Source organism: Paraburkholderia sp. BGA-UO-ETr-F21, from assembly GCF_059567925.1.
The window spans coordinates 35,434-60,811 of record NZ_JCAQOY010000040.1; the positions used below are offsets into that span (position 1 = coordinate 35,434).

Consider the following 25,378-nt stretch of genomic DNA (forward strand, 5'->3'; position numbering starts at 1 on the left):
TCAGCGCGCATTCGCAACATTTTTCACGTGTTTCAGGCGGTTTTCAACGCGCTTTTGGCATGCGCGTCGCTGTGAAGTTCAACCGGGATTTCCCGAGGTGACGCGCCGGCCTCATGCTCCGGCAAGCGACAGATACACGCGATGCTGCGCGTCGACTTGCGCCTTGAGCGCGTGGAGCGGCGTGTTGTCGTTGTCGATCACGTCGTCGGCTGCGGCGAGGCGTGCTTCGCGCGTGGCCTGGCGGGCGATGATCGCCAGCACCTGTTCGCGGCTGAAATTGTTGCGGCTCATCACGCGCGAAATCTGCGTTTCCACGCTGCAATCGACCGTCAGCACGCGATTTACGCGGGTTTTCCAACTGCCGGACTCGACCAGCAGCGGCACTACCACGATCACATAAGGCCCTTGGGCTTCGCGCTGCTCACGTTCGGTCTCCGCACGAATCAGTGGATGCGTGATGGCCTCGAGGCGTTTGCGCGCGCTGTCGTCGCTGAATACGAGCGTGCGCATGCGGGCGCGGTCGAGCGAGCCGTCAGCGGCGACGAACGCCTCGCCAAATTCGGTGGCGATCTGCGGCATCGCCACGCCATGCGGCGCGGTGATGCGATGCGCGATCAGGTCGGTGTCGACCAGCGGCACGCCGTGCGCCGCAAAAAGGTCGGCGACAGTCGATTTGCCGCTGCCTATGCCACCGGTGAGTCCCACAACGAACATGCTTCAGCCTCCCAGAGCCAGATAAAGCGGTGTGCCGAGAAACAGCGTCAGTGCGCCGCCTGCCGCGAGGAACGGCCCGAAAGGCAACGGCTCTTCGAAGCGCATGCGGCCACGCCATGTTGCCAGCAGTCCGACTACGGCGCCGGCCACCGCCGCGATCAGCACGATCTGCGGCAGCGCCGCCCAGCCGAGCCACGCGCCGAGCGCCGCGAGCAGCTTGAAATCGCCGTAACCCATGCCTTCGACGCCGCGCACCAGGCGAAACAGCCAATGGACAACCCACAGCACCAGGTAGCCGAAGATCGCACCGAGCACCGCGTCGTGGAGATTCGCAAACATGCCGTTGAAGTTGACGATGATGCCGGCCCACAGCAACGGCAGCGTCAACGAGTCGGGCAGCAGGTGGGTGTCGATGTCGATCGCGCTCATGGCGAGCAGCGCCGCGCACAGTCCGAAGGCTGCGAGCGCCGTGAGGGTTGGGCCGAACAGTGCAAGCGAGCCGGCCGCGAACCCCGCGCTAGCGATTTCGAGCAACGGATAGCGCAGGCTCACACGCGCCTTGCAGGCGGAACAGCGCCCGCGCAGCAGCACGTAACTCAGCACCGGCAGATTTTCCCACGCGCTCAATACGTGGCCGCAGTGAGGGCACGCGCTGCGCGGCACCCACAGGTTGTAGCGCGCCGGCAGGCCGTCCTGTTCCATCGGTTCACCGGCGGCCTCGCTGATTTCCGCTCGCCATGCGCGTTCAAGCATGATGGGCAGCCGATGCACGACCACGTTCAGGAAGCTGCCGATCACGAGGCCGAACACGATGGCAAACGTGATCTGCAGGCCCGTGGGCAAGCTGCCGAACGCGAAACCGAGACCGGTTGCGAAATGATCGATACGGCCGGGCAGTAAGCCCGGCAGCAGGCTGGAAGAGGTGTCTGGCACGAGAAGAGTTGTCGCCCGCATGGATAAGGGATGGATTCGGCTGCGATCCTACACCACGTTGCCGAGTTGAATAATGGGAAGATACATCGCGATCACGAGGCCGCCGACCAGCGCGCCCAGCACGATGATGACGAGCGGCTCGCACAGGCTCGACAGCGTGCCGATCTTCTCGTCTACCTGGCGATCGGCGAGCGACGCTACGTCGATCAACATGGTGTCGAGTGCTCCGGACTCCTCGGCAACCGCAATCGGTTGCACGACCTCGGGCGGGAAGCAGCGCGCCCCGCGCATGGCGGCCGCGAGCCGTTCGCCGCGCCGCAGCCGCGCGGCGATTTCCACGGTGGCGCGGTCGAAGAAGGCGTTGCCGGTGGCGTGAGTCAGTGAGTCGAATGCGTCGGCCAGCGGTGTGCCGGCCGATAGCAACGTGCCTAGCGCGCGGCTCCAGCGAGCCGCGCACAGAGTGCGCAGCAGCGGGCCGGCAACCGGTATTGTCAGCGATACGCGCGCGAACCGGATGCGCGCCGCTTCGGAACGTCGCAGCAGAAATGTCACTGCCGAACCGGTGGCGAAAGTCATGGCGAGTGCCGGTATGCTCCAACGCGCCACGCCGGACGACAACGCCAGCACGAATTGCGTCGGCGCGGGCAGTCTGGCGCCGAAGCCGTCGAAAATCTGCTTGAAGGTCGGCACGACCCACACGAGCAATGCGGCGGTAATCGCTATGGCCAGCACGAGTATCGCGACCGGATAGGTCAGTGCCGCGCGCACTTTCGCACGCTGCGCGGCGGCGCGTTCGCGGTCCTCGGCGATGCGAGCGAGGACGGCTGCGAGCGCGCCTGCTGCCTCGCCGACTTCGACGAGCTGGCAGTACAGCGCGTTGAACTGCGCGGGATGCCGCTGCAACGCCGCCGAAAAACGCAGCCCGCCGGTAATGTCGCGCGCTAAAGCGCCGACGATCCGCGGCATGCCCTGATGGCGAGAAGTCTGCGCTTGTGCGAGCAGGTCCAGCGCGGGCGCGAGTGGCAGGCCGGCGCGCAGCAGGCTGGCGAGTTGCCGGGTGAATAGCGTGATGTCCGCTGCGCGTGCGGTCGGGCGAGGTGCGGCGCCATGCGCCGTCAACTCGATGACAAAGAGATGGTCGCGTTTGAGGAGCGTGCGTGCGGTGGCTGCGTCCGGCGCAATCAGCGCGCCGCTTTTTCGCACGCCGTTGGCGTCGACGCCGCGCCATTTGAAACGCGTGTCGGCGGGCAACGGTCGATGGGTCGTGGCCAGGTTCATGCGACCTCGGTGGCGGCGAGTGCTTCGGCGAGACTGGTAGTGCCGTCGCGCACACGCGCCAACGCGGCGTCACGCAGGGTGGCCACCTGTTCGGTCTGCGCGAGCCGCGCGAGTTCGTGCGTGCCGGCGCTGGCCACGATCAACTCGCGCATCGCATCGGAAACGGGCATCACCTGATGAACGCCGACGCGGCCCCGATAGCCGATGCCGTGGCACGCCGCGCATCCGCAGGCGGCGAACGGCTGCCAGCCGTCGAGTTGATGCTCACCGAAGCCCGCTGCCCGAAGCGCCGCCGCCGACTGCGGCGCAGGCACGCGGCACGCAGCGCAGAGGCGCCGCACCAGCCGTTGTGCGGTCACCATCCGCAACGCGGCCGCGAGGTTGTATGGCTCTACGCCAATATCGATCAGGCGCGCGACTGCAGCGGGCGCGTCGTTCGTATGCAGCGTCGACAGGACGAGGTGGCCCGTTTGCGCGGCTTTCACCGCGACGTCGGCGGTCTCTTCGTCGCGAATTTCACCAACCATGATGACGTCGGGGTCCTGGCGGAGAAAGGCGCGCAACGCCACCGCGAAGGTCAGGCCGGCTTTCTCGCGCACGCTGACCTGATTGATACCGGCCAACTGGATCTCAGCGGGATCTTCCACGGAACACAGATTGCGCGCCTCGCCGTTGAGCAGATTCAGGAAGCAATAGAGCGACAGCGTCTTGCCACTCCCTGTCGGCCCCGTGACGAGCACGAGGCCGTGCGGCGCGCGAATCGCGGCGTCGACAGTTGCGCGTTGGCGCGCATCGAGTCCGAGCGAGTCGAGAGAAAGATTCGCGGGCAGCGCATCGAGTCTTCGCAGTACGAGCTTTTCGCCGAACAGCGTAGGCAGCGAATTGACGCGATAGTCCTCGACGCGGCCGGGCGAGGTGGAAATGCGCAGCCGCCCGTCCTGCGGTACGCGCCGCTCGGCGATATCCATGCGAGCGAGCACCTTCACGCGAGTAATGAAGGCATCGCGCAGATGCGCGGGCGGCCGCGGGATCTCGTGCAGCACGCCGTCGATACGCAAGCGCACGCGCCAGCCGTGTTCCGCCGGTTCGATGTGAAGGTCCGACGCGTTGCGGCGGGTGGCTTCCTGCAACGTGTCGGTCAGCAGACGCACGGCGGGGGCGTCCTCGGAACTGGCGAAATTTGCGGTGCCAGCGTCGCGTGCGAATGCCTTCGGCTTTGCCTGGGCAGCGTTCTCGTGAGCGCTTGAGATGGGACGCGGCGACGGCGTTGCGGGTTGAATCGAAGCTTGCATGAGGGACCGGTGATGAGCCGCCTGTAGAACACGGACGGCTTCATCTTCCGGTACGGCGGCGGGCGCCGCCATTCGGCCATTCGGCTAATGGCGCACGTTGCGCCTGTGTGCGATGCTGCTGTGTGTCGTATCTGGCTGTGTCGCTTAGCCGCGCAACACTTTGCCGGTTTTTGCGCGCACCGGCGGCCTGAACAGCTTGACGGTGCGAATCGCCTGATCGTCGCTGCGCATGACCTCGAGTTTGACTTCGCCGATCTGTACGCACACGTCGCCGTCGGGAATGTCTTCGAGAATTTCGAGGATCAGGCCATTGAGCGTTTTCGGCCCGTCGGTGGGCAACGTGAGATGTAGCCAGCGGTTCAACTCGCGTAGCGGCATGCTGCCTGCCACGATGCATTCGCCGTTCTCGTTCCAGCCACCGCGCGAATTGGCGCTCCGCGGAATCGACGTGGTGAATTCACCGATCAGTTCCTCGATGATGTCTTCCGGCGTAACGAGGCCCTGCAACTCGCCGTATTCGTTGACGACCAGCGCCGTGCGATGACGGCTCTCCTGGAAGTATTGCAGTTGCTGGAACACCGGTGTGCCGCTCGGCACGAAGTAAGGTTCGGCCAGCAATTCGCGCAGCGTCTCGCGCTCGAGTTCCTGGTTGTGCAGCGCGGCCAGCGTCTTGCGTACGTGCAGCACGCCGAGCACCCGGTCGATATCGCCTTGATAGACGATCAGCTTGTTGTGATAGCAGGTTTCCAGCTGATGCAGAATCTGTTCGAACGGCGCGTCGAAGTCGAGTGCCTCGATACGGCGGCGCGGGATCATCACGTCGTCGACGGAAATGTTTTCGAGATCGAACAGGTTCAGCAGAATGCTGCGGTGCTTGGTCGGCATGAAGCTGCCGGACTCGAGGACGATGGTGCGCAGTTCTTCGGTGGACAGCCGCTGATCGTGGCCGCCTTTCGTATTGATGTGCAACACGCGCAAGATGCCGTTCGCGAACAGATTGACGAACCAGACGAGCGGTTTGGCGACGCGCATCATCGGCGCGATCAGCAGGCTGGCCGGCAGGGCGACCTTTTCCGGGAACGTCGCGCCGATGATCTTCGGCGTGATCTCCGCGAACACGATGATCAGAAACGCGACGATCCCGGTCGCGATCGACAGCACCAGGTTGTTACGTCCGAACGTGTGCAGCGCGATCGAGGTGGTGAGCACCGGAATGATCGTATTGAAGAGGTTGTTGCCGATCAGCACGACGCTTAGCAGTTGATCGGTGTGAGCGAGCAACCCCTGAGTGGTCTTTGCGCCGAGCGCATTCTGGTTGGCAAGATGTTTCAGGCGATGGCGATTGATCGCCATCATGGCCGTTTCGGAACTCGAAAAGAAACTCGAGCAGATGAGCAGCAGAAAGACGGCGCCGATCTGCGCCCATAAGGGAAGTTGTTCCACGCGTCGTGAAGGATAGGGGAAAGGATGGAGAGAATATAGCAGAGGGACTTGCGCGAGCCGCCGGGCTTGGCGGCTGAAGACAGGACTGGCGGCGGTAGTGGCGCTGCAGGGCAAGCGCGGTTGTGAAGCGAAGCAATATGCGCGACCCAAAACAAAAAACCGCCGAGCAAGCTGGGCGGTTTTTTGAGCCTTGAACTAACAAGGCGAATCTGGTCGGGGTGAGAGGATTCGAACCTCCGGCCTCTACGTCCCGAACGTAGCGCTCTACCAGGCTAAGCTACACCCCGATTTGTACTGCGAACTCGATTCAGACTAAGTCAGCGTTTCAGTCTCGTTCAAGACTGTCTTGCCGTCGAGTAAGAACATAATTCTAGCAGGCTATCTTTGAAAATGGAATCAGGAAACGAAGAAATTGCTGCGGCGGCTGCCTGAGCTTCCTGCTTCGCGCATTCGAGCGTGTGATCCAGCGCGCCGGAACGCGTGATTGCCTCGAAAATGGTGTCGAACCGGTCCGTGCCGCCTTGTTCGATTGCTTCCCGCGCGAGCGCCGATTGTTCCGGTGTGCCGCGTTCGATCAGATAGATCAACGGAAGCGTGGGTTTGCCTTCGCGAAGGTCGTCGCCCGCGTTCTTGCCCATTGATTCCGCCGTGCCCGTGTAGTCGAGCCAGTCGTCCATGATCTGGAACGCGGTGCCGATGCGCCGGCCGAATTCCGCCGCGGCCGCTTCGGTTTTCGCGTCCGAGCCGGCCAGCACGGCGCCGAGTTGGGCGGCTGCCTCGAACAGCTTGGCGGTCTTGTAGCGGATCACCTGCATGTAGCGGGCTTCGTCCACGTCGGCGTCGTGCATGTTGAGGAGTTGCAGCACTTCGCCTTCGGAGATGATGTTGGTCGCCTCGGACAGAATTTCCATGACGCGCATCTTGCCCACGCCGACCATCATCTGGAACGAACGCGAATACAGGAAATCGCCCACCAGTACGCTCGCGGCGTTGCCGAACAGCGCGTTGGCGGTCTGGCGACCGCGCCGCAGGTCGGATTCGTCGACCACGTCGTCGTGCAGCAGCGTAGCCGTATGGATGAATTCGACGACCGCCGCCAGTTCGTGCCGGTGCCCCGTGGTTTCACCCAGCGCGCCGGCCACCAGCAACAGCAACGCCGGCCGCAGCCGCTTGCCGCCGGCACTGATGATGTACTCGGAAATCTGGTTGATCAGCATCACGTCGGACGCAAGACGGTGCCGAATGACGCGATTCACCTGCTGCATGTCTTCGGCGATCGGAGCAAGCAGGCTGGCGGCGTTGGAGGAGGGGGTGGCAGTCGACGACATGATGGCTGAATTGGGTAGTGCCGCGAATTATAAGGCGAATCGCGACAGTTCCGGGTCGCTGGCTGCGGCGCGGCGCGTTCCGGGGCTGTGGCAGAGCCGCGCGCCGGGGCGTGCGGCAAGGCGCCGGGCGCTCGGCGCGGCGGCGCTCAATGAGTTTTGACCGAGCAGCTAACTCTATGTATAATCACGGGTTTCCGCGCGCGGTGCGTGGGAAAAATGAACACAGAGTGAGGTTCTCAATGTACGCGGTCATAAAAACCGGTGGCAAGCAGTATAAAGTTGCCGTCGGCGAAAAACTTAAAGTAGAACAGATACCGGCAGACATTGACGCTGAAATCACGCTCGACCAGGTTCTCGCAGTGGGCGAAGGCGAATCGATTAAGTTCGGTACGCCGCTGGTCAGTGGGGCTTCCGTCAAGGCTACCGTCGTGTCGCAAGGTCGTCACGCAAAAGTGACCATCTTCAAGATGCGTCGCCGGAAGCACTACCAGAAGCATGGCGGCCACCGCCAGAACTATACCGAACTGCGCATCGACGCGATCAACGCGTAAGCGCACCGGTTAAGGAGCAAATCAAATGGCACACAAAAAGGCAGGCGGATCATCCCGCAACGGCCGCGACTCCGAATCGAAGCGCCTTGGCGTGAAGGTCTACGGCGGTCAGGCTATCAACGCTGGCGGCATCATCGTTCGTCAACGTGGCACGCGTATGCACCCGGGCGAAAACGTCGGTATCGGCAAGGATCACACCTTGTTCGCGCTGACGGACGGCCACGTCAATTTCTCGACGAAGGGCGCAGCGAAGAAGCACATGGTCAACGTCGTCCCGGCAGCAGTCTGAGTTTACTCAGGCACGGGCTTCAGGACCGGAAAAAGGCCCCGCGAAGTTAGCGGGGCTTTTTTTATTCCGGCGGTTTTTGCCGGACGAGATGGGCGTGAATGCATGCGCCCATGCCGCGCGCCTATGCTGTTCGGCCGATTGATCAGCGCCCGGCGGGCGCGGCAAAATAGCATCATCCAGTAGCAACCAAATTTAGCAGCACTATCTGGCAGCACACCACGGGACGGAGTTACGCATGAAGTTCATTGACGAAGCGAGGATTGAAGTCATCGCCGGCGACGGAGGGGATGGCAGCGCGTCGATGCGCCGCGAGAAATTCGTTCCGTTCGGCGGCCCGGATGGCGGCGACGGCGGGCGGGGCGGCAGCGTGATCGCGGTCGCGGACCGCAACATCAACACGCTGATCGACTACCGCTACGCGAAGAAACACCTGGCGCGCAACGGCGAAAACGGCCGCGGCGCGGACTGCTACGGCAAGGGCGGCGACGACATTACGCTGCGCATGCCGGTCGGCACCACCATCACCGACATGGAGACCGGCGAGCTGATCGCCGATCTGACCGAGCACAACCAGAGCGTGCAGATTGCTCAGGGCGGCGCGGGCGGTCTCGGTAACCTGCATTTCAAGTCCAGCACGAACCGCGCGCCGCGTCAGAAGACAGACGGCAAGCCGGGCGAGCGCCGCATGGTGCGCCTCGAATTGAAGGTGCTGGCGGACGTCGGTCTGCTCGGCATGCCGAACGCCGGCAAGTCGACTTTTATCTCGTCAGTGTCGAACGCAAGGCCGAAGATCGCCGATTATCCGTTCACGACGCTCGCGCCGAATCTCGGCGTGGTGCGTGTCGGACCGAGCCGCAGCTTCGTTATTGCGGACATTCCTGGTTTGATCGAAGGCGCGGCGGAAGGCGCGGGCCTCGGCCATCAGTTCCTGCGTCACCTGCAGCGCACGGGCTTGTTGCTGCACATCGTCGACCTCGCACCGTTCGACGAATCGGTCGATCCGGTCGCGGAAGCCAAGGCGATCGTCAACGAACTGCGCAAGTACGACGAGCTGCTGTATGAAAAACCGCGCTGGCTGGTACTGAACAAGCTGGATATGGTGCCGGAAGACGAGCGCGAAGCGCGTGTGTCGGCATTCCTCGAAGGCTTCGGTTGGGACGGTCCGGTGTTCGAAATCTCGGCGTTGACCGGGCAGGGTTGTGAAAACCTTTGCTATGCGGTGTTCGACCACATCGCCGCGCATTCGGACGCGCAGCGCGCGGCTGAAGCCGAGGATCTCGCCGCCGACGTACGTTTTCGCGACAAGCCGGAAGCCCCGCCCGCGGCGGACAACGCCAGCATCGACCCGCAGGAATAAGAAGCTCGAGCGCCGGCGCCCGAAAGGGCTGCCGGTCTGCACACGCGTCATCTTGGAGACCGCGCACAATGCGTTCCGTCATCGCAGATTCACGGCGATTGGTAGTGAAAGTCGGTTCGAGCCTCGTCACGAATGACGGGCGCGGCCTCGATCATGCTGCTATCGGCCGCTGGGCCGCACAGATTGCCGCCCTGCGCGCGCAAGGCAAGGAAGTGGTGCTCGTCAGTTCGGGTGCCATCGCCGAAGGAATGCAACGGCTCGGCTGGACCAAAAGGCCGCGCGAGATCGACGAACTGCAAGCGGCCGCGGCTGTCGGGCAGATGGGCCTCGCGCAGGTCTACGAAAGCCGCTTTGCCGAGCATTCCATCCAGACCGCGCAGATTCTGCTGACTCACGCCGACCTGGCCGACCGCGAACGCTATCTGAACGCGCGCTCCACGCTGCTCACGCTTCTTCGATTGGGCGTGGTGCCGATCATCAACGAGAACGACACGGTCGTCACCGACGAAATCAAATTCGGTGACAACGACACGTTAGGCGCGCTCGTCGCGAACCTGATCGAGGGCGATGCGCTCGTCATCCTCACCGATCAGCAAGGGCTGTTCACCGCCGACCCGCGCAAGGATCCGGCCGCCACGCTCGTCCAGCAGGCCGATGCCGGCGCGCCGGAACTCGAAGCAATGGCGGGCGGCGCGGGCTCGAGTCTGGGGCGCGGCGGCATGCTGACCAAGATTCTCGCCGCCAAGCGCGCGGCCCACAGTGGCGCAAATACCGTCATCGCAAGCGGGCGCGAAGCGGACGTGTTGTCACGGTTGGCCTCAGGCGAGGCGATCGGCACGCAGTTGATCGCGCGCACCGCACGGATGGCGGCGCGCAAGCAATGGATGGCGGATCACCTGCAAGTGCGCGGCCATGTCGTGATCGACGACGGCGCGGTCGAAAAACTGACCGAAGGCGGCAAGAGCCTGCTGCCCATTGGTATCGTCGGCGTTCAGGGCGCGTTTGCGCGCGGTGAGGTGATTGCTTGTCTGAGCGCCGCGGGGCGTGAAGTCGCGCGCGGCCTGACGAACTACAGCAGTGCTGAAACCAAGCTGATTCAACGTCGTCCGAGTGGCGAAATCGAGTCGGTGCTCGGCTATATGCTGGAGCCGGAGCTGATTCATCGCGACAACCTGGTGCTGGTCTGAGTTAGTAACCGGCGCAGGCGCAGGGCGCACGCACAAGCACGGCAAACAGAAAAGCCGTTCCAGCGGAAGCTGGAACGGCTTTTTCTTGTCTACGACTTAAGCGCGCTCAAATTCAAAGCGCGCTCAGCAAAGCGCCTCAGTGAATCAACGAACTCGCCGTACGCTTGTACCGGATGTTCTCCAGAATCGACTTCGCATTCCCCATCGGCATCTTGTTCGCGCACAGATAATCCTGATACAGCGCCGCCTGATAGGCGTTCAGCGCGCCGTTCTCGATGCGCGTGAAATCGTTCGCGACCGTCGTGTCCCAGCCGTCGTGATCCGAATTCAGGCCCGCATACTGGCGCCACTCATACGTGTCGCAGCGAATCCCTTCGTAGATTACGTTACGAGCGCCGCTCGGGCTTGCCACGACGACGGTAAAGCGAACCACTCCGTCCGTTCCGACGCTGAGCGAATTCCGGTCGACCGCGAACTGCAACGGCGTATTGCCGGAGACTTCGAAAGGCAGCAGATTCGAGTCTTGCGGCAGCGGGGGGAGCGTGTCCACCTTGTTCTCTACCCAGTTGCCTTGGCGGTCCAGCAAATACGTGAACGCGCTGTCGTCTTTATTGGTAGGTTTGCCGGCGCTCGAACAGCCAGCCAGCAGGGCGCCGGTGGCGACGCACGCCACGACGAGAGCAAGTGCTTTCAATATGATTTCCTCGAAGCACTGGCGCGGCTCGACGAGCCGCGCCAGGGAGAGGCGGCGTGGACAGCCGCACAGAGTTGTTAATTGCGCACGCCCGGGCGGAACAACGAGCCGGCCGTTTCGCCTGCCGATTCGTCTTCGTGTTCCGGCGCAGCGCCTACTTCCGCCGTTGCCCCGGAACCCGGACCGCAATCGGACGCGATCGCTACGTGAACCGATGTTTCGATACTGACGGTGGTCACAGAAGTCACCGTCATTACCGTGGAATCCGGCGGACTTTCCATTGACGACGCTATCCGGGGATAACGCGGCCCATGGTGCCCGCCAGGTTTTTCCGCACGCGGCGCAGCCCGGCGCATGAAACGGGATAGCTCCGTCAGCGCCAACTGATATACATCCCGCTTGAACTCGATCACACAGTCGAGCGGCACCCAGTACTCGTTCCAGCGCCATGCATCGAACTCAGGGTGGTCGGTGGCGCGCAAACAGATGTCGCAGTCGCGTCCAACCATCCGGAGCAAAAACCAGATTTGTTTCTGGCCGCGGTAATGACCGCGTACTTCGCGCTTGATGAACTTGTCAGGCACCTCGTAACGCAACCAGTCGCGCGTGCGACCGATCACCTTGACGTGCTCAGGAAGCAGCCCGGTTTCTTCGTGTAACTCCCGATACATCGCTTGCACGGGGGTCTCTCCGTACTTGATGCCCCCTTGCGGAAACTGCCAGGAATGTTCACGGAGCCGTTTGCCCCAAAACACCTCGTTGTGCGCGTTCAAGAGGATGATGCCGACGTTCGGGCGAAAGCCTTCACGATCCAGCATACAACCACCTTCGAATCCTTTAAAATTGCTTTGATTATAAACAGATAACGGACCCGACGCACCGATTCGCACCAGAATGGAACGATTCGCCGCAAAAGGCCCGCGTTTGCGGTAGCCTGACAGTCTTTCCGTGCCTTATCCCTTGTGCAAAGGCTTTGCGCGGTGGCTTCGGCATCGCGCTCGGGTAGCGCGTGTGCCGATGTCAGGCGAACCGTGCCGGCTCTGAGCCGGGTCTGTGCCGATTCCCCCACCGTTTTCACCTTTCGGGCGGTCCCTCCGGAGCCGCCGCTTTTGGAAAATCTGAATGAAAGCTTCCCGTTTCTTTATCGGTACCCTGAAAGAAGCTCCCGCCGACGCAGAGATCGTCAGCCACAAGCTTATGGTGCGCGCCGGCATGATCCGGCGTGTCGCCGGCGGTATCTATAACTACCTGCCGGTCGGCCTGCGCTCGATCCGCAAGGTGGAAGCCATCGTGCGCGAAGAAATGAACCGGGCAGGCGCGATCGAGTTGTTGATGCCGTCGGTGCAGCCGGCCGAGTTGTGGCAGGAATCGGGCCGCTGGGAAAAATACGGTCCCGAGCTGCTGCGCTTCAAGGATCGCAGGCAAGGCGACTTCGTGCTGGGACCGACCCACGAAGAAGTGGTCACGGACATCGCGCGCAATCAGATCAAGAGCTATCGCCAGTTGCCGGTGAACTTCTATCAGGTCCAGACAAAGTTCCGCGACGAGATCCGTCCGCGTTTCGGCGTGATGCGCGGCCGTGAGTTCATCATGAAAGACGCGTACTCGTTCGACAAGGACATCGAAGGTCTGCGCGAGTCGTATCGCAAGATGTACGACGCGTACGTGCGCATCTTCACGCGCCTCGGCCTCGACTTCCGCGCGGTGGCGGCGGACAACGGTTCGATCGGCGGCAGCGGTTCGCACGAATTTCACGTGATCGCCGAGACCGGTGAAGACGCGATCGCCTATTGCCCGACCTCCGAATTCGCCGCGAACGTCGAGGCGGCTGAAGCGCTGCCGCTCTACGCGGAACGCGCGGCGCCGGCCGAGGAGCTGAAGAAGACCGCCACGCCGGGCAAGGCGAAGTGCGAAGCGGTGGCCGAACTGCTGAACATTCCGCTCGAGCGCACGATCAAGTCGATCATCCTCGCCACGGAGAACGAAGGCGCGGAGCCGACCATCTGGTTGCTGATGCTGCGCGGCGACCACGATCTGAACGAGATCAAGGCGAGCAAGCTGCCGGGTCTGGCCGACTTCCGCATGGCGACCGAGGCTGAGATCATCGAAACGTTTGGCACGCCTCCGGGTTACCTCGGTCCTATCAACACGAAGAAGCCGGTGAAGGTCGTGGCGGATCGCACGGTCGCGAACATGAGCGACTTCGTGGTCGGCTCGAACGAGGTGGATTACCACACCACCGGTGTGAACTGGGGCCGCGATCTGCCGGAACCGGTCGTCGCCGACATTCGCAACGTGAAAAAGGGCGACCCGTCGCCGGACGGCAAGGGCGTGATCGACATCTGCCGCGGAATTGAAGTGGGCCACGTGTTCCAGCTCGGCACCAAGTATTCCGAAGCCATGAACGCAACGTGCCTCGACGAAACCGGCAAGCCGCGGCCGATGGAAATGGGCTGCTACGGCATCGGTATCACGCGTATTCTGGGCGCGGCGATCGAACAGAATTTCGACGACAAGGGCATTATCTGGCCGGAATCGATCGCGCCGTTCGAAGTCGTGCTGTGCCCGATGGGCTATGACCGCAGCGAAGCCGTGCGCGAAGCGGCCGACAAGCTGTACGCAACGTTGGTCGAAGCGGGCATCGACGTGATTCTCGACGACCGTGGGGAGCGCCCCGGCGTGATGTTCGCCGACTGGGAGCTGATCGGCGTGCCGCATCGTCTCGTGATCGGCGACCGTGGCCTCAAGGACGGCAAGCTTGAATACCAGGGCCGCCGCGACGCCGAGGCGACGCTGCTGCCGGTCGAAGAGGCCGCGCAAGCGGTGATCGCGAAGGTTCGCGCAGCGTTGGCGAGCTAAGCGGAGCGGACGGTGGAGTACACCTTCCTGTCCGCGACCATCCTGCTGATTCTGATCACGGATCCGCTCGGCAACATTCCGCTCTTTATCAGTTGTCTGCGCGGGGTGTCGCCGAAGCGGCGCACGATCGTCATTCTCCGCGAGGTGGCGATCGCCTTTGCGATCCTGCTGATCTTCATGGTGGTCGGCGACGGCTTTCTGCGCATGATGAGCCTGACCGACCAGTCGCTGCGTATCGGTGGCGGGATCGTGCTGTTCCTCATTGCGCTCAGAATGGTGTTTCCGCATCCGGATGGTCCATTCGGCGGCGACACGCGTGGCGGAGAACCGCTGATCGTGCCGCTCGCCATTCCGGCGCTCGCGGGACCCTCGGCGCTTGCCACCGTGATGCTGCTGACATCCCAGGCGCCCGGCAAGATGTTCGAGTGGATTGGCGCGCTAACCGTCACGATGGTCGTCTGCGCGATCGTGCTAATGCTGGCGGAGCGCATTCAGGCGTGGCTCGGCGAGCGTGCCATGATGGCCTTCGAACGCTTGATGGGCCTCGTGCTGGTGGCGATTTCAGTTGAGATGATGCTCGGAGGTATCCGGTCATTCGTGCATCAACTGTGAAAGGCGCTCGCTGTCGCGCGAGGTGATCCGCGCGTCGCAACTCTCGGCGCAACGCAACACAACACAACGCGGACAGCGCAGCGCAAAGCCCCGCGATCTCCCATGAAAAAAAAGCGGCCCCGTGAGGGCCGCTTTTTCGTTTCCTCGTCACGCCGCGATACACCTCGCGGCGGCGAGAAAATCAGGTAACTTACGCGCCTTCTGTCAGCGCGCGAATCGTGGGCAGGTTACGCCAGTAACCCTTCGCATCCATCCCGCAGCCGAACACATAACGGTCCGGCACTTCGAACCCGCAATAATCCGGGCGCAGCGGCTTGGCCTTCGGAATGATCTTCTCGCACAGCACCGCGCTCAGGAAGCGCTTCGCGCCCATGGCGAGGATACGATCGCGGATCGCGGCCATCGTCTCGCCTTCGTCGAGAATATCGTCGAGTACCAGCACGACGCGATCCTTCACCGACTCCGCCGGCGCCACGCGCCATTGCATCTCGTTGCCGCCTTTGGTGGTGTTGCGGTAACGGGTCAGATGGATGTAGTCAAACTCGAGCGGGAAATCGAGGTGCGGCAACAGCATGCCGGTGAACACCGCCGCGCCGCCCATGACCGACAGCACGAGCGGAAAGTCCTCGCTCATCTCGTCGCGGATGGCGGCCGCCATGCCGCTGATCGACGCGTTGACGTCTTCGGCCGAAACGATTTCTTCGGAGTGGCTAAAAATGTGGAGGGCTTCTTCGCGGTTCATGACGTCTGACGGGCGGTAACTGTATACATAGTGTGAGTGAGATCGGCGGCGCGCGGTACAGAGCAAACCCGCACAAGCTGAAGTCAGCCGCGCGCCGCCGTCTTGCTAAAGCTTAGCGCATGCCGGGCAACATGCCCTTCATCCCGCGCATCATCTTTTGCAGATTGCCGCCCTTGAGCTTTTTCATCATGGTGCGCATCTGGTCGTACTGATTCAGCATGCGGTTGACTTCCTGCACCTGCACGCCCGCGCCCGCGGCAATGCGGCGTTTGCGCGTGGCCTTGATCAGATCGGGCTTCGCGCGCTCCAGCGGCGTCATGGAATTGATGATGCCTTCCATGCGACGCATCTGCTTTTCGGCCTGGCCCATGTCGGCGCCGGCGGCCGCCTGCTGGAATTGCGCGGGCAGTTTGTCCATCAGCGACGACAGGCCGCCCATGCCCTTCATTTGCGTGAGTTGCGCGCGGAAATCGTTCAGATCGAAGTCGCCGCCTTTCTTGACCTTGTCGGCGAGCTTCTGCGCGGCCTGCACGTCCACGCCGCGTTGTGCTTCTTCGACGAGGGCGAGAATGTCGCCCATGCCGAGAATCCGGTTCGCCATGCGGTCCGGGTAGAAGACTTCGAGGCCGTCGAGCTTTTCCGCGACGCCGACGAACTTGATCGGCTTGCCCGTGACGTGACGCACCGAGAGCGCCGCGCCACCGCGCGAGTCGCCGTCGAGCTTGGTGAGGACCACGCCGGTGAGCGGCAGCGCGTCGCTAAAGGCCTTAGCGGTGTTCACCGCGTCCTGGCCGAGCATCGCGTCGACCACGAACAGCGTTTCCGCCGGCTTCAGCTCGGTGTGCAGCGCGGTGATTTCCTTCATCATCGCTTCGTCGATACCGAGACGGCCGGCCGTGTCGACCAACAGCACGTCGTGATAGTGGCGCTTGGCCCAGTCCACGGCGGCGCGCGCGATGTCGACCGGCTTCTGATCCGGCTCGGACGGGAAGAAATCCGCGCCGACCTGCTCGGTCACCGTCTTCAGCTGCGCGATAGCGGCAGGGCGGTAAACGTCGCACGACACGGTCAGTACTTTTTTCTTGTACTTCTCGCGCAGCAGCTTGGCGAGCTTGCCGACGGTGGTCGTCTTACCGGCGCCTTGCAGGCCCGCCATCAGGATGACGGCCGGCGGCGTGACGGCGAGGTTGAGTTCGACTGCCTTGCCTTCGTAGTCGCCGCCGATGATCGCGGTCAGCTCGCGCTGCACCACGCCAACCAACGCCTGGCCGGGCGACAGGCTGCTGATGACTTCCTCGCCGAGCGCCTTTTCCTTCACCTTGGCGATGAACTCGCGCACGACGGGCAGCGCCACGTCGGCCTCGAGCAGCGCAAGACGCACCTCGCGCAGCATTTCCTGGGTGTTCGCCTCGGTGAGCCGGGCTTCGCCGCGCAGCGTCTTGACGACGCGCGCCATCCGTTGAGTCAGATTGTCGAGCATGGGGAGCGATGAACAGTGCGGCCCGGGCAGCGCGCGAAGCGGAAGACGTCGCGGAGTAGGGGCCTAGTGTAAACTTCGAATATGGATATTGTACTGTATGCCCTCACTGCGCTCCTCTACGGCGGTTTAGCCGTGGCCGGCTGGCGCTCGCACCGGCACGCCGCCGTGCGCCCCATGCTCGAAAGCGTGCCGGCGGTGCCGGCCGCCGCGGCGCCTCTGTCGGCACCGCCGGCCGCTTCGGGCATGAGCGGCTCGGGCCGCGCGCTGCTGTTCGTGGCGCTGCTCGCTCATGGCGTACTGCTGCATACCACCATCTTTCCACAGAACGCGATGGTGTTCGGTTTCGCGTTCGCGCTGTCGGCCATGTTCTGGCTCGGCGCCGGCATCTACTGGATCGAGAGTTTTTTCTTTCCGCTCGACGGTCTGCGCCTGCTGGTCTTGCCGCTCGCCTGCATCGCTTCCTTGTTGCCGCTGGCGTTCAACGGCGTGCGCGTGCTGCCGTATTCCGCCGCGCCGATGTTCAAGCTGCATTTTCTGATCGCCAATATTGCGTATGGCCTGTTCGCGATCGCGGCGCTGCACGCTGTTCTGATGCTGCTGGTCGAGCGGCGTCTGCATGCCATGCGCGGTGGCATTGCGCAGCGGCATACGGCCGCGGCGGGCAATGGCTGGCTATCGAGCTGGCTCGATACGCTGCCGCCGCTCCTCACGCTGGAGAAACTGCTGTTCCGTCTGATCGGCGCGGGTTTTGTTCTGCTGACGCTCACGCTCGTGTCAGGCATTCTGTTCAGCGAGCAACTGGTCGACCGTGCGTTGCAACTCGATCACAAGACCGTGTTCGCGATTCTTTCGTGGGTGATGTTCGGCGCGCTGCTGACCGCGCGCAAGGTTTCCGGCTGGCGCGGCCGTGCGGCATTGCGCTGGGTGCTGGCGTCGTTCGTCGCGCTGTTGCTGGCGTACGTCGGCAGCCGTTTTGTCTTCGAGGTGCTGTTGCACCGTGCTGTAGTGTGAGCGTGTCCCATGCGACAAATATTTCTGTTGATCCTGTTGTTCATCGTCGGCCAGTGGCTGGTGAAGGCGCTACGTCGTCATGACGCGCAGGCGTCTCAACGCAGCGGCACCGGCGCTAATGGCGCCGCGGGTGCGAAAGGCCCGAATGGTTCGAACGGCGGCGCGCGCGCGTCCGCTCCCGCGCCGGCGCAACTCGCCGAGCCGATGATCCGTTGCGTCGAATGCGGCGTGCACGCGCCGAAAAGCGATTCCGTGGTGGTGGCGGGGCAGCCGTTCTGCAGCGCCGCGCACGCGCAGCGTCACGGCGCACGACCTACGGGCCGCGACGCTCGATGAGCGTCGAGTTCACCGTCGATGCCGACGGTTGGGTCGCTGCCGCACGCAAACTGCCATCGCCGAATTTCGAAGCACGACCCGAAGAGGCCGTGCCGACGCTGATCGTCGTCCACAACATCAGCCTGCCGCCCAACGAGTTCGGTGGCACCGCGATTGCCGAACTGTTCCTCAACACGCTCGATTGCGACGCTCACCCGTACTACGACTCGCACCTGCGCGGCGTGAGGGTGTCGGCGCATTTCGTGATTCATCGCGACGGCGCGCTCGAGCAGTTCGTGTCATGCAACGAGCGCGCGTGGCACGCCGGTCCGTCGAATTTTTTCGGCCGCGAGCGTTGCAATGATTTCTCGATCGGTATCGAGTTGGAAGGCAGTGACACCACGCCTTTCGAAGCGGCGCAATACCGCACGCTCGGCGCGCTTGTGAACGCGCTCAAGGCGCGCTATCCGGTCGAGGCGCTCGCCGGTCACTCTGATATCGCTCCCGGTCGCAAGACCGATCCAGGTCCGCATTTCGAGTGGCCGCGTCTGCAGCGCGACACTTCGCTCAGTGCTCAGTATTTCCCCTATCTCAAGTTTTCCAAAACGCCGTAACGACCCTTTCGCGACTCTTCGCGCGACTTCGCGTGATGCGAGGAGAGCAAGGCGCTGCCTTGTTCTCCGGGGAGTCGGCTGCGCGCCTTGTTCGCGTTGCGCTATCCAAAAGTCAAGACTTCGAAAGCAAATAAAACGATTTGACCTGTCTCGAATCTCCACTATACTTGGTGCCAGAAATTCGGTTCTGCACTACATCTTGTGTTCGGCTGTGCATAACCGTGTGAATAACTGAGTGCATAACCGAGTGTATAAGTCCGCGGCGCCCCGCTCCCGAGCATGGCGCCGCAAGCATTCCAGGCAGCGAAAAAAATTCCTGTGGCGCGGCCGGATTGACCACCGGCGGCATCCAGAAAACATTCAGGAAAAGGGCTCAGCCAGTGATCGCGACACACACGACGAAGACCGTTATCAATTCGAATCAGGCTTCATCGCTGTCGCATCCCGCCACCCGGCTTAGCCGGCCTTTTTTCTGCACCCCATCGCTTGCGCACGCGGCGGCGCAGCGTTCGTTTTAATCCGCGGATCTTCCCGCAACATTTCCAGGACCAGGAGCTTTGCACATGCAAACCACCGACAACGTGACGACCCGGTATGAGGGCTCACCGACTGGCCAGGCCTTCGGCCAGGCACAAGGCGCACAAGCGCTCGCGCCGCAAGCGACCTTCGCCGACTATAAGGTGATCCGTCGTAACGGCAGCGTCGTGTCGTTCGAGCCGTCGAAAATCGCCATCGCCGTGACGAAGGCATTTCTGGCCGTCAACGGTGGTCAAGGCGCCGCGTCGGCGCGTGTGCGCGAGCTGGTCGAACAACTCACGCAGAACGTGGTGCGCGCACTCGTGCGCAGCCGCCCGAACGGCGGCACGTTCCATATCGAAGACATTCAGGATCAGGTCGAACTCGCGCTGATGCGCGGCGGCGAACACAACGTCGCACGTGCGTACGTGCTGTATCGCGAGAAACGCACGCAGGCTCGCGGCCATGACGACCAGGTGGCCGCCAGCGCGCCGGGCCTGAACGTCACGGACAACGGCGTGACGCGTCCGCTCGATCTGGCTGCGCTGCGCGGTGTCATCGAACTGGCTTGCTCGAACCTGGGCGACGCCGTGAGCGCCGATCCGATCATCGCGGAAACGGTCAAGAATCTGTACGACGGCGTGCCGATGAGCCAGGTCTACGACTCGGCCATCCTGGCTGCCCGCACCATGATCGAAAAGGACCCGGCTTACAGCCAGGTCACCGCCCGCATCCTGCTGCATACCATTCGCCGTGAGATCCTCGAAGAGGAAGTCACGCAAACGGAAATGGGCGAGCGTTACGCCGAATATTTCCCGCAGTTCATCAAGCGCGGCGTGCAAGCCGAGCTGCTCGACGACAAGCTGCTGCAGTTCGACCTGAAGCGCCTCGGCGCAGCACTCGACAACAACCGCGACCTGCAATTCGGCTACCTCGGTCTGCAAACGCTGTACGACCGCTACTTCCTGCATCACGACGGCGTGCGTATCGAAATGCCGCAGGCATTCTTTATGCGTGTCGCGATGGGCCTGTCGCTCAACGAGATCGACCGTGAAGCGCGCGCGATCGAGTTTTACAACGTGCTGTCGAGCTTCGACTTCATGTCGTCCACGCCCACGCTGTTCAACTCGGGCACCCGCCGCTCGCAACTGTCGTCGTGCTACCTGACCACGGTCGACGACGACCTCGACGGCATCTACGAAGCACTGAAGGAAAACGCGCTGCTGTCGAAGTTCGCCGGCGGTCTGGGCAACGACTGGACGCGCGTGCGTGCTTTGGGTTCGCACATCAAGGGCACCAATGGCAAGTCGCAAGGCGTCGTGCCGTTCCTGAAGGTGGTCAACGACACGGCAGTCGCCGTGAACCAGGGCGGCAAGCGCAAGGGCGCGGTGTGCGCGTACCTGGAGTCGTGGCACCTGGACATCGAGGAATTCCTCGAGCTGCGTAAGAACACCGGCGACGACCGTCGTCGTACGCACGACATGAACACGGCGAACTGGATTCCCGACCTGTTCATGAAGCGCGTGATGGAAGGCGGCGACTGGACGCTGTTCTCGCCGTCCACCTGCCCGGACCTGCACGACAAGTTCGGCGCCGAGTTCGAAACGGCTTACACGGCTTACGAAGACAAGGTCGCGCGCGGCGAGATCAAGCTGTTCAAGAAGATCCCGGCGGCGCAACTGTGGCGCAAGATGCTGGGCATGCTGTTCGAAACCGGCCACCCGTGGATCACGTTCAAGGATCCGTGCAATGTGCGCTCGCCGCAGCAGCACGTCGGCGTCGTCCACTCGTCGAACCTGTGCACGGAAATCACGCTCAACACCAGCGACGCCGAAATCGCCGTCTGCAACCTGGGCTCCGTGAACCTCGTCGCCCACCTGAAGGAACAGGCCGACGGCACGCTCGTGCTCGACCACGACAAGCTCAAGCGCACCGTCAGCGTGGCGATGCGCATGCTCGACAACGTGATCGACATCAACTACTACGCGGTCGCCAAGGCGCGTAACTCGAACCTGAAGCACCGTCCGGTCGGCATGGGCATCATGGGCTTCCAGGACTGCCTGCATCTGCTGCGCACGCCGTACGCGTCGGAAGAAGCCGTCAAGTTCGCGGACACGTCGATGGAAGCGGTTTGCTACTACGCTTACTACGCGTCGACGGAACTGGCGCAGGAGCGCGGCCGTTACTCCAGCTACCGTGGCTCGCTGTGGGATCGCGGCATCCTCCCGCAAGACTCGGTGAAGCTGCTGGAGCAAGCGCGCGGCGGTTATGTCGAAGTCGATTCGAGCGAGTCGATGGACTGGACCGAACTGCGTTCGCGCATCGCCCAGTACGGCATGCGCAACTCGAACTGCGTCGCGATCGCGCCGACGGCGACGATCTCGAACATCATCGGCGTGTCGGCCTGCATCGAACCGACCTTCCAGAACCTGTATGTGAAGTCGAATCTGTCGGGCGAATTCACGGTGGTCAACGACTACCTGGTGCGCGACCTGAAGGCGCGCGGTCTGTGGGACGAAGTGATGGTCGCCGACCTGAAGTACTTCGACGGCACGCTCTCGCGCATCGACCGTATTCCGGCCGACCTGCGCGCGATCTACGCCACCGCGTTCGAAGTCGATCCGAAGTGGCTGGTCGAAGCAGCGTCGCGTCGTCAGAAGTGGATCGACCAGGCGCAGTCGCTGAACATCTACATGGGCGGCGCGTCGGGTAAGAAGCTCGACGAGATCTACAAGCTCGCCTGGGTGCGTGGCCTGAAGACGACCTACTACCTCCGCACGATGGCGGCGACCCACGTCGAGAAGTCGACGGTGGCGCACGGCGCGCTGAACGCGGTGAGTTCGGGCGGCGGCGAAGGTTCGGGTGGCGCAGCGGGCGGCGCGGCAGGTGGTTTCGGTGCGAACAACGGCGCGGCTGGCGGTGCCGCAGGTGGCTTTCAGGCTGCAGCGGCCGCGCCAGCAGTCGCGGTTGAAGCAGCGCCGGAAGCGGATGGTCCGGTGTGCATGATGCGTCCGGGCGACCCTGGCTTCGACGAGTGCGAAGCTTGTCAGTAAGTAGCGGGCAAGCAGCAGGATCGCTGCTTGCTGACGGGTAGTAGGTAATGACCCGCATGCAGCGAGCGGCGAAGCAGATGGAAGAGAAGTGGAAGTGAAGTGGATGAGCGGCGCAGCGAGTAAAACAGGAAGCGCGCCGCTCATCGCAACGCAGCGAAGCAGTGCAGGTCACTGAAGCCGTGACGCGGTCATCGTGACCCGGCCATCGTGACGCGGTCAATCGGCAGTCAGCAGTCGGCAGCACCAGACGAAGCGCGCGACACAGTGCGCGCAGCAAACGCTTCGATCGATGGGTCGATCAACGCAGCCGGCCCGATGCATCGCTCGACATGGCATTGAACTTCACCTCGCCAGCACTGACGAAGCAGCAGATGCGAGGCACATGCGAAGCACACGTAGGGCAAGCGCGAAGCAAGCGCGGACCACCGCGACGAGTAACGCGACGAGCCACGCAAGTGAGCAGTCAGCAATCGCAAGACGATACAAGCACGCTCCGCAATACAGATAGATAGAGCAGCGAAACGTCGCATCGACACGTTGCTCTTCGAGCTCGCGAAGCACCTCGACGACACTCGTTCAACACGCTTCACATGAGGTGACGCACACACTCTGTTGAACAAAGTGTTGTATGAACGTAGCAACGCGAATCGAAAACAGGATTTTTCATCAGCGAACTCTTTTATCGCTCGTGAAAAGATGGTACAAACCGTTCTAAATTGATGGTGACATTTATGCTCAACTGGGATGACGAGATCACTGCCGTAACTCCCTCGAGCGCTACGCAACAGAATGTGTTGCGCAACGCTGCGGGATCGGCTGTCGGTTCGCAAGTCGGAACGCGTTCCGCTCCTCATGCTCCCTCGGCTCAAGACGTATTCGCGAACGACATTGCTGTCGCTCCCGTCGCTCATGCTGCTACCGGAACGGCTGCCGTTTCGGAAGCGCGAGTCAACGTCGCCGACAAGCGCATCATCAACGGCCAGACCGACGTCAATCAGTTGGTGCCGTTCAAATACAAGTGGGCTTGGGAAAAGTATCTGGCTGGTTGTGCCAACCACTGGATGCCGCAAGAAGTGAACATGTCGCGCGACATCGCCCTCTGGAAAGACCCGAACGGTCTGACCGAAGACGAGCGCCGCATCGTCAAGCGCAACCTGGGCTTCTTCGTGACGGCCGATTCCCTCGCCGCCAACAATATCGTGCTGGGCACCTACCGCCACATCACGGCGCCCGAATGCCGCCAGTTCCTGCTGCGCCAGGCGTTCGAAGAGGCGATCCACACGCACGCCTACCAGTACATCGTCGAATCGCTGGGCCTCGACGAAGGCGAAATCTTCAACGCGTATCACGAGGTCTCCTCGATCCGCGCGAAAGACGAATTCCTGATTCCGTACATCCACGTGCTGACCGATCCGGCCTTCAAGACCGGCACGCTCGAGGCAGACCAGACGCTGCTGCGCTCGCTGATCGTGTTCGCCTGTGTGATGGAAGGCCTGTTCTTCTACGTCGGCTTTACCCAGATCCTGGCGCTGGGTCGCCAGAACAAGATGACCGGCGCGGCGGAACAGTACCAGTACATCCTGCGCGACGAGTCGATGCACTGCAACTTCGGCATCGACCTGATCAACCAGATCAAACTCGAAAACCCGCAACTCTGGACGGCTGAATTCCGCGCGGAAATCCGCGAGATCTTCCAGCAGGCAGTCGAACTCGAATATCGTTACGCAGAAGACACGATGCCGCGCGGGGTGCTCGGCCTCAATGCGTCGATGTTCAAGAGCTACCTGCGCTTCATTTGCAACCGCCGTTGCCAGCAGATCGGTCTCGATCCGCTGTACCCGAACGAGGAAAACCCGTTCCCGTGGATGAGCGAGATGATCGATTTGAAGAAGGAACGCAACTTCTTCGAGACGCGAGTGATCGAATATCAGACTGGCGGCGCGCTGACCTGGGAGTGATCCGGGTTCGTGCTGCAGATGCATTCTTTGATGGGGATGCCGTTGGCTTGGGCCGCGGCAATTTTGGCTAGGAGCAGAACCGCCTGATGCAAAGCATGCCCGGTGCGCCGCGTGCCTTCGCGGCCCACAACTATGACAGGCACTTTGCGAACCCTTCAGTGGGATGGGCAAACTTCCCCCCGGAAAAAGCCGCTGGCGCGATCGCCGGCGGCTCGATCAAGCAATTGCCGGCGTTGAGTATCAACGCCGATCAGATCTGGCGCGCGGTGCCTTGTGGCACGGCGCGCCTTACCGCATTCATTAGCGTAAGCGCGCAGCACCTGCGTACGCCGATGAATAGCCCGCTTCGTAGCGCGCGCCCTGAGAAGCGTCCGCGGGAAGCGGGTTTTGACGAAGGGTGTAGTTTGAACTGACTCTCATCTGAAAACCTGAAGGAGAAAATGATGGCAACTATCAAGAAAGCGGCTGCTAAGAAGCCCGCAGCAAAGAAGGCTGCTCCGGCTAAGAAGGCCGCACCGGCAAAGAAAGTCGCTGCAAAGAAAGTCGCAGTGAAGAAGGTTGCAGCGAAGAAGGCAGCACCGGCTAAGAAGGTTGCAGCGAAGAAAGCTGCGCCGGCCAAGAAGGTCGCCGCCAAGAAAGTCGCAGTGAAGAAGGTTGCGGCGAAGAAGGTTGCAGCGAAGAAGGCGCCGGCCAAGAAGGCAGCGCCGGCTAAGAAAGCCGCAGTGAAGAAGGTTGCAGCAAAGAAGGCAGCGCCGGCCAAGAAGGCTGCAGCGAAGAAGGCTGCACCGGCTAAGAAGGCTGCTGCGAAGAAGGCTGCGCCTGCGAAAAAGGCTGCTGCTAAAAAGGCTGCGCCCGCGAAAAAGGCTGCCGCTAAAAAGGCTGCGCCTGCCAAGAAGGCTGCCGCGAAGAAGGCCGCTGCTCCTGCCAAGAAGGCTGCCCCTGCGAAGAAGGCTGTCGCCAAGAAGGCGGCTCCTGCACCCGCTGCGACTTCTGTCTCGAGCGCACCGGCGGCGACGGTGAAGACCGCGCTGAACCCGGCAGCGGCATGGCCGTTCCCGACGGGCAGCCGTCCGTAAGCCGTAGAAGTACTTCGGCACGTCGTATCTTGTGTCGATGATCGAGTAGCGCTTCAGCAGCATGACCAAGCGCTAC

Annotated in this window: 24 protein-coding genes and 1 tRNA gene; 14 read left to right on the forward strand and 11 right to left on the reverse strand. The window is 62.4% G+C overall.

Translation table 11 applies throughout. From position 1 onward, the window contains the following. Positions 1-111: 111 nt before the first annotated feature. The 7 genes from coaE to AC57B1_RS32520 all read right to left on the reverse strand — a co-directional run bounded on the left by coaE (position 112) and on the right by AC57B1_RS32520 (position 6,988). A complete protein-coding gene (gene coaE / locus AC57B1_RS32490) occupies positions 112-714 on the reverse strand; it encodes a dephospho-CoA kinase (protein WP_496419806.1) in 603 nt (200 codons plus the stop codon). Between the two features lie 3 nt (positions 715-717). Then, positions 718-1,668, reverse strand: a complete 951-nt coding sequence (locus tag AC57B1_RS32495) for a prepilin peptidase (protein ID WP_408352232.1) — start codon at positions 1,666-1,668, stop codon at positions 718-720. A gap of 27 nt (positions 1,669-1,695) precedes the next feature. Next, positions 1,696-2,925 (reverse strand): type II secretion system F family protein, encoded by a 1,230-nt coding sequence (locus AC57B1_RS32500; RefSeq protein ID WP_496419807.1) that lies wholly within the window; start codon positions 2,923-2,925, stop codon positions 1,696-1,698. Beyond that, a complete protein-coding gene (locus AC57B1_RS32505) occupies positions 2,922-4,217 on the reverse strand; it encodes a GspE/PulE family protein (RefSeq protein ID WP_408352228.1) in 1,296 nt (431 codons plus the stop codon). The genes AC57B1_RS32500 and AC57B1_RS32505 overlap by 4 nt, the downstream gene beginning before the upstream one ends. Before the next feature lie 144 nt (positions 4,218-4,361). Further along, positions 4,362-5,660, reverse strand: a complete 1,299-nt coding sequence (locus tag AC57B1_RS32510) for an HlyC/CorC family transporter (protein WP_177205063.1) — start codon at positions 5,658-5,660, stop codon at positions 4,362-4,364. A gap of 210 nt (positions 5,661-5,870) precedes the next feature. Then, positions 5,871-5,947, reverse strand: a tRNA-Pro gene (locus AC57B1_RS32515). Positions 5,948-5,995: 48 nt separating this feature from the next. Then, a complete protein-coding gene (locus tag AC57B1_RS32520) occupies positions 5,996-6,988 on the reverse strand; it encodes a polyprenyl synthetase family protein (RefSeq protein WP_011489900.1) in 993 nt (330 codons plus the stop codon). Between AC57B1_RS32520 and AC57B1_RS32525 the strand changes: the two genes are divergently transcribed. The 5 genes from AC57B1_RS32525 to proB all read left to right on the forward strand — a co-directional run bounded on the left by AC57B1_RS32525 (position 6,972) and on the right by proB (position 10,372). After that, positions 6,972-7,148 (forward strand): hypothetical protein, encoded by a 177-nt coding sequence (locus AC57B1_RS32525; RefSeq protein ID WP_496419808.1) that lies wholly within the window; start codon positions 6,972-6,974, stop codon positions 7,146-7,148. The two genes, AC57B1_RS32520 and AC57B1_RS32525, sit on opposite strands and share 17 nt — an antisense overlap. 79 nt (positions 7,149-7,227) lie before the next feature. Continuing rightward, on the forward strand, positions 7,228-7,539 hold the full coding sequence (rplU, locus tag AC57B1_RS32530; RefSeq protein WP_007180329.1) for a 50S ribosomal protein L21: 312 nt from the start codon (positions 7,228-7,230) through the stop codon (positions 7,537-7,539). Positions 7,540-7,564: 25 nt separating this feature from the next. Continuing rightward, positions 7,565-7,828 carry a 50S ribosomal protein L27 gene (rpmA, locus tag AC57B1_RS32535; protein WP_007180330.1) on the forward strand — a complete coding sequence of 88 codons (264 nt, stop codon included), beginning with the start codon at positions 7,565-7,567 and terminating at the stop codon, positions 7,826-7,828. A 235-nt stretch (positions 7,829-8,063) separates the two neighbouring features. Continuing rightward, on the forward strand, positions 8,064-9,185 hold the full coding sequence (cgtA, locus tag AC57B1_RS32540) for an Obg family GTPase CgtA (RefSeq protein ID WP_408482545.1): 1,122 nt from the start codon (positions 8,064-8,066) through the stop codon (positions 9,183-9,185). Between the two features lie 68 nt (positions 9,186-9,253). Further along, positions 9,254-10,372 (forward strand): glutamate 5-kinase, encoded by a 1,119-nt coding sequence (gene proB, locus AC57B1_RS32545; protein ID WP_091798953.1) that lies wholly within the window; start codon positions 9,254-9,256, stop codon positions 10,370-10,372. Positions 10,373-10,508: 136 nt separating this feature from the next. Here the strand turns inward: proB and AC57B1_RS32550 are convergent, their stop codons facing one another. Next, complete coding sequence (locus AC57B1_RS32550; RefSeq protein ID WP_091798956.1) at positions 10,509-11,066, reverse strand: CNP1-like family protein; 558 nt, start codon at positions 11,064-11,066, stop codon at positions 10,509-10,511. Between the two features lie 77 nt (positions 11,067-11,143). Beyond that, positions 11,144-11,884 carry an RNA pyrophosphohydrolase gene (locus AC57B1_RS32555; protein ID WP_408186850.1) on the reverse strand — a complete coding sequence of 247 codons (741 nt, stop codon included), beginning with the start codon at positions 11,882-11,884 and terminating at the stop codon, positions 11,144-11,146. Between the two features lie 304 nt (positions 11,885-12,188). Here AC57B1_RS32555 and AC57B1_RS32560 point away from each other — a divergent pair, with 304 nt between their 5' ends. Together AC57B1_RS32560 and AC57B1_RS32565 are read left to right on the forward strand one after the other, a co-directional pair. Beyond that, a complete protein-coding gene (locus AC57B1_RS32560; protein ID WP_408352224.1) occupies positions 12,189-13,925 on the forward strand; it encodes a proline--tRNA ligase in 1,737 nt (578 codons plus the stop codon). Between the two features lie 12 nt (positions 13,926-13,937). Then, positions 13,938-14,537: a MarC family protein gene (locus tag AC57B1_RS32565; protein ID WP_408186848.1), complete on the forward strand. Its 600-nt coding sequence runs from the start codon at positions 13,938-13,940 to the stop codon at positions 14,535-14,537. 190 nt (positions 14,538-14,727) lie between these two features. Here AC57B1_RS32565 and AC57B1_RS32570 read toward each other — a convergent pair whose 3' ends face one another. Continuing rightward, positions 14,728-15,279 (reverse strand): hypoxanthine-guanine phosphoribosyltransferase, encoded by a 552-nt coding sequence (locus tag AC57B1_RS32570; RefSeq protein WP_091798973.1) that lies wholly within the window; start codon positions 15,277-15,279, stop codon positions 14,728-14,730. A 112-nt stretch (positions 15,280-15,391) separates the two neighbouring features. Further along, a complete protein-coding gene (ffh, locus tag AC57B1_RS32575) occupies positions 15,392-16,759 on the reverse strand; it encodes a signal recognition particle protein (protein ID WP_091798975.1) in 1,368 nt (455 codons plus the stop codon). A gap of 81 nt (positions 16,760-16,840) precedes the next feature. Here ffh and AC57B1_RS32580 point away from each other — a divergent pair, with 81 nt between their 5' ends. The 7 genes from AC57B1_RS32580 (at position 16,841) to AC57B1_RS32610 (ending at position 25,302) form a co-directional block, all read left to right on the forward strand. After that, positions 16,841-17,770: a cytochrome C assembly family protein gene (locus AC57B1_RS32580; RefSeq protein WP_496419809.1), complete on the forward strand. Its 930-nt coding sequence runs from the start codon at positions 16,841-16,843 to the stop codon at positions 17,768-17,770. A gap of 9 nt (positions 17,771-17,779) precedes the next feature. Next, on the forward strand, positions 17,780-18,106 hold the full coding sequence (locus AC57B1_RS32585) for a PP0621 family protein (protein ID WP_408352221.1): 327 nt from the start codon (positions 17,780-17,782) through the stop codon (positions 18,104-18,106). Then, positions 18,103-18,699, forward strand: a complete 597-nt coding sequence (gene ampD / locus AC57B1_RS32590; protein WP_496419810.1) for a 1,6-anhydro-N-acetylmuramyl-L-alanine amidase AmpD — start codon at positions 18,103-18,105, stop codon at positions 18,697-18,699. The genes AC57B1_RS32585 and ampD overlap by 4 nt, the downstream gene beginning before the upstream one ends. 563 nt (positions 18,700-19,262) lie before the next feature. Continuing rightward, entirely contained in the window at positions 19,263-22,268 is a 3,006-nt protein-coding gene (locus AC57B1_RS32595; protein ID WP_496419811.1) for a ribonucleoside-diphosphate reductase subunit alpha, read from the forward strand. A 731-nt stretch (positions 22,269-22,999) separates the two neighbouring features. Beyond that, complete coding sequence (locus AC57B1_RS32600; RefSeq protein ID WP_091798990.1) at positions 23,000-24,226, forward strand: ribonucleotide-diphosphate reductase subunit beta; 1,227 nt, start codon at positions 23,000-23,002, stop codon at positions 24,224-24,226. Between the two features lie 86 nt (positions 24,227-24,312). Further along, positions 24,313-24,639, forward strand: coding sequence for a hypothetical protein (locus AC57B1_RS32605; RefSeq protein ID WP_091798993.1), 327 nt, complete (start codon positions 24,313-24,315; stop codon positions 24,637-24,639). A gap of 30 nt (positions 24,640-24,669) precedes the next feature. Next, positions 24,670-25,302, forward strand: a complete 633-nt coding sequence (locus tag AC57B1_RS32610; RefSeq protein WP_408186857.1) for a histone H1-like repetitive region-containing protein — start codon at positions 24,670-24,672, stop codon at positions 25,300-25,302. The last annotated feature ends 76 nt before the right edge of the window (positions 25,303-25,378 follow it).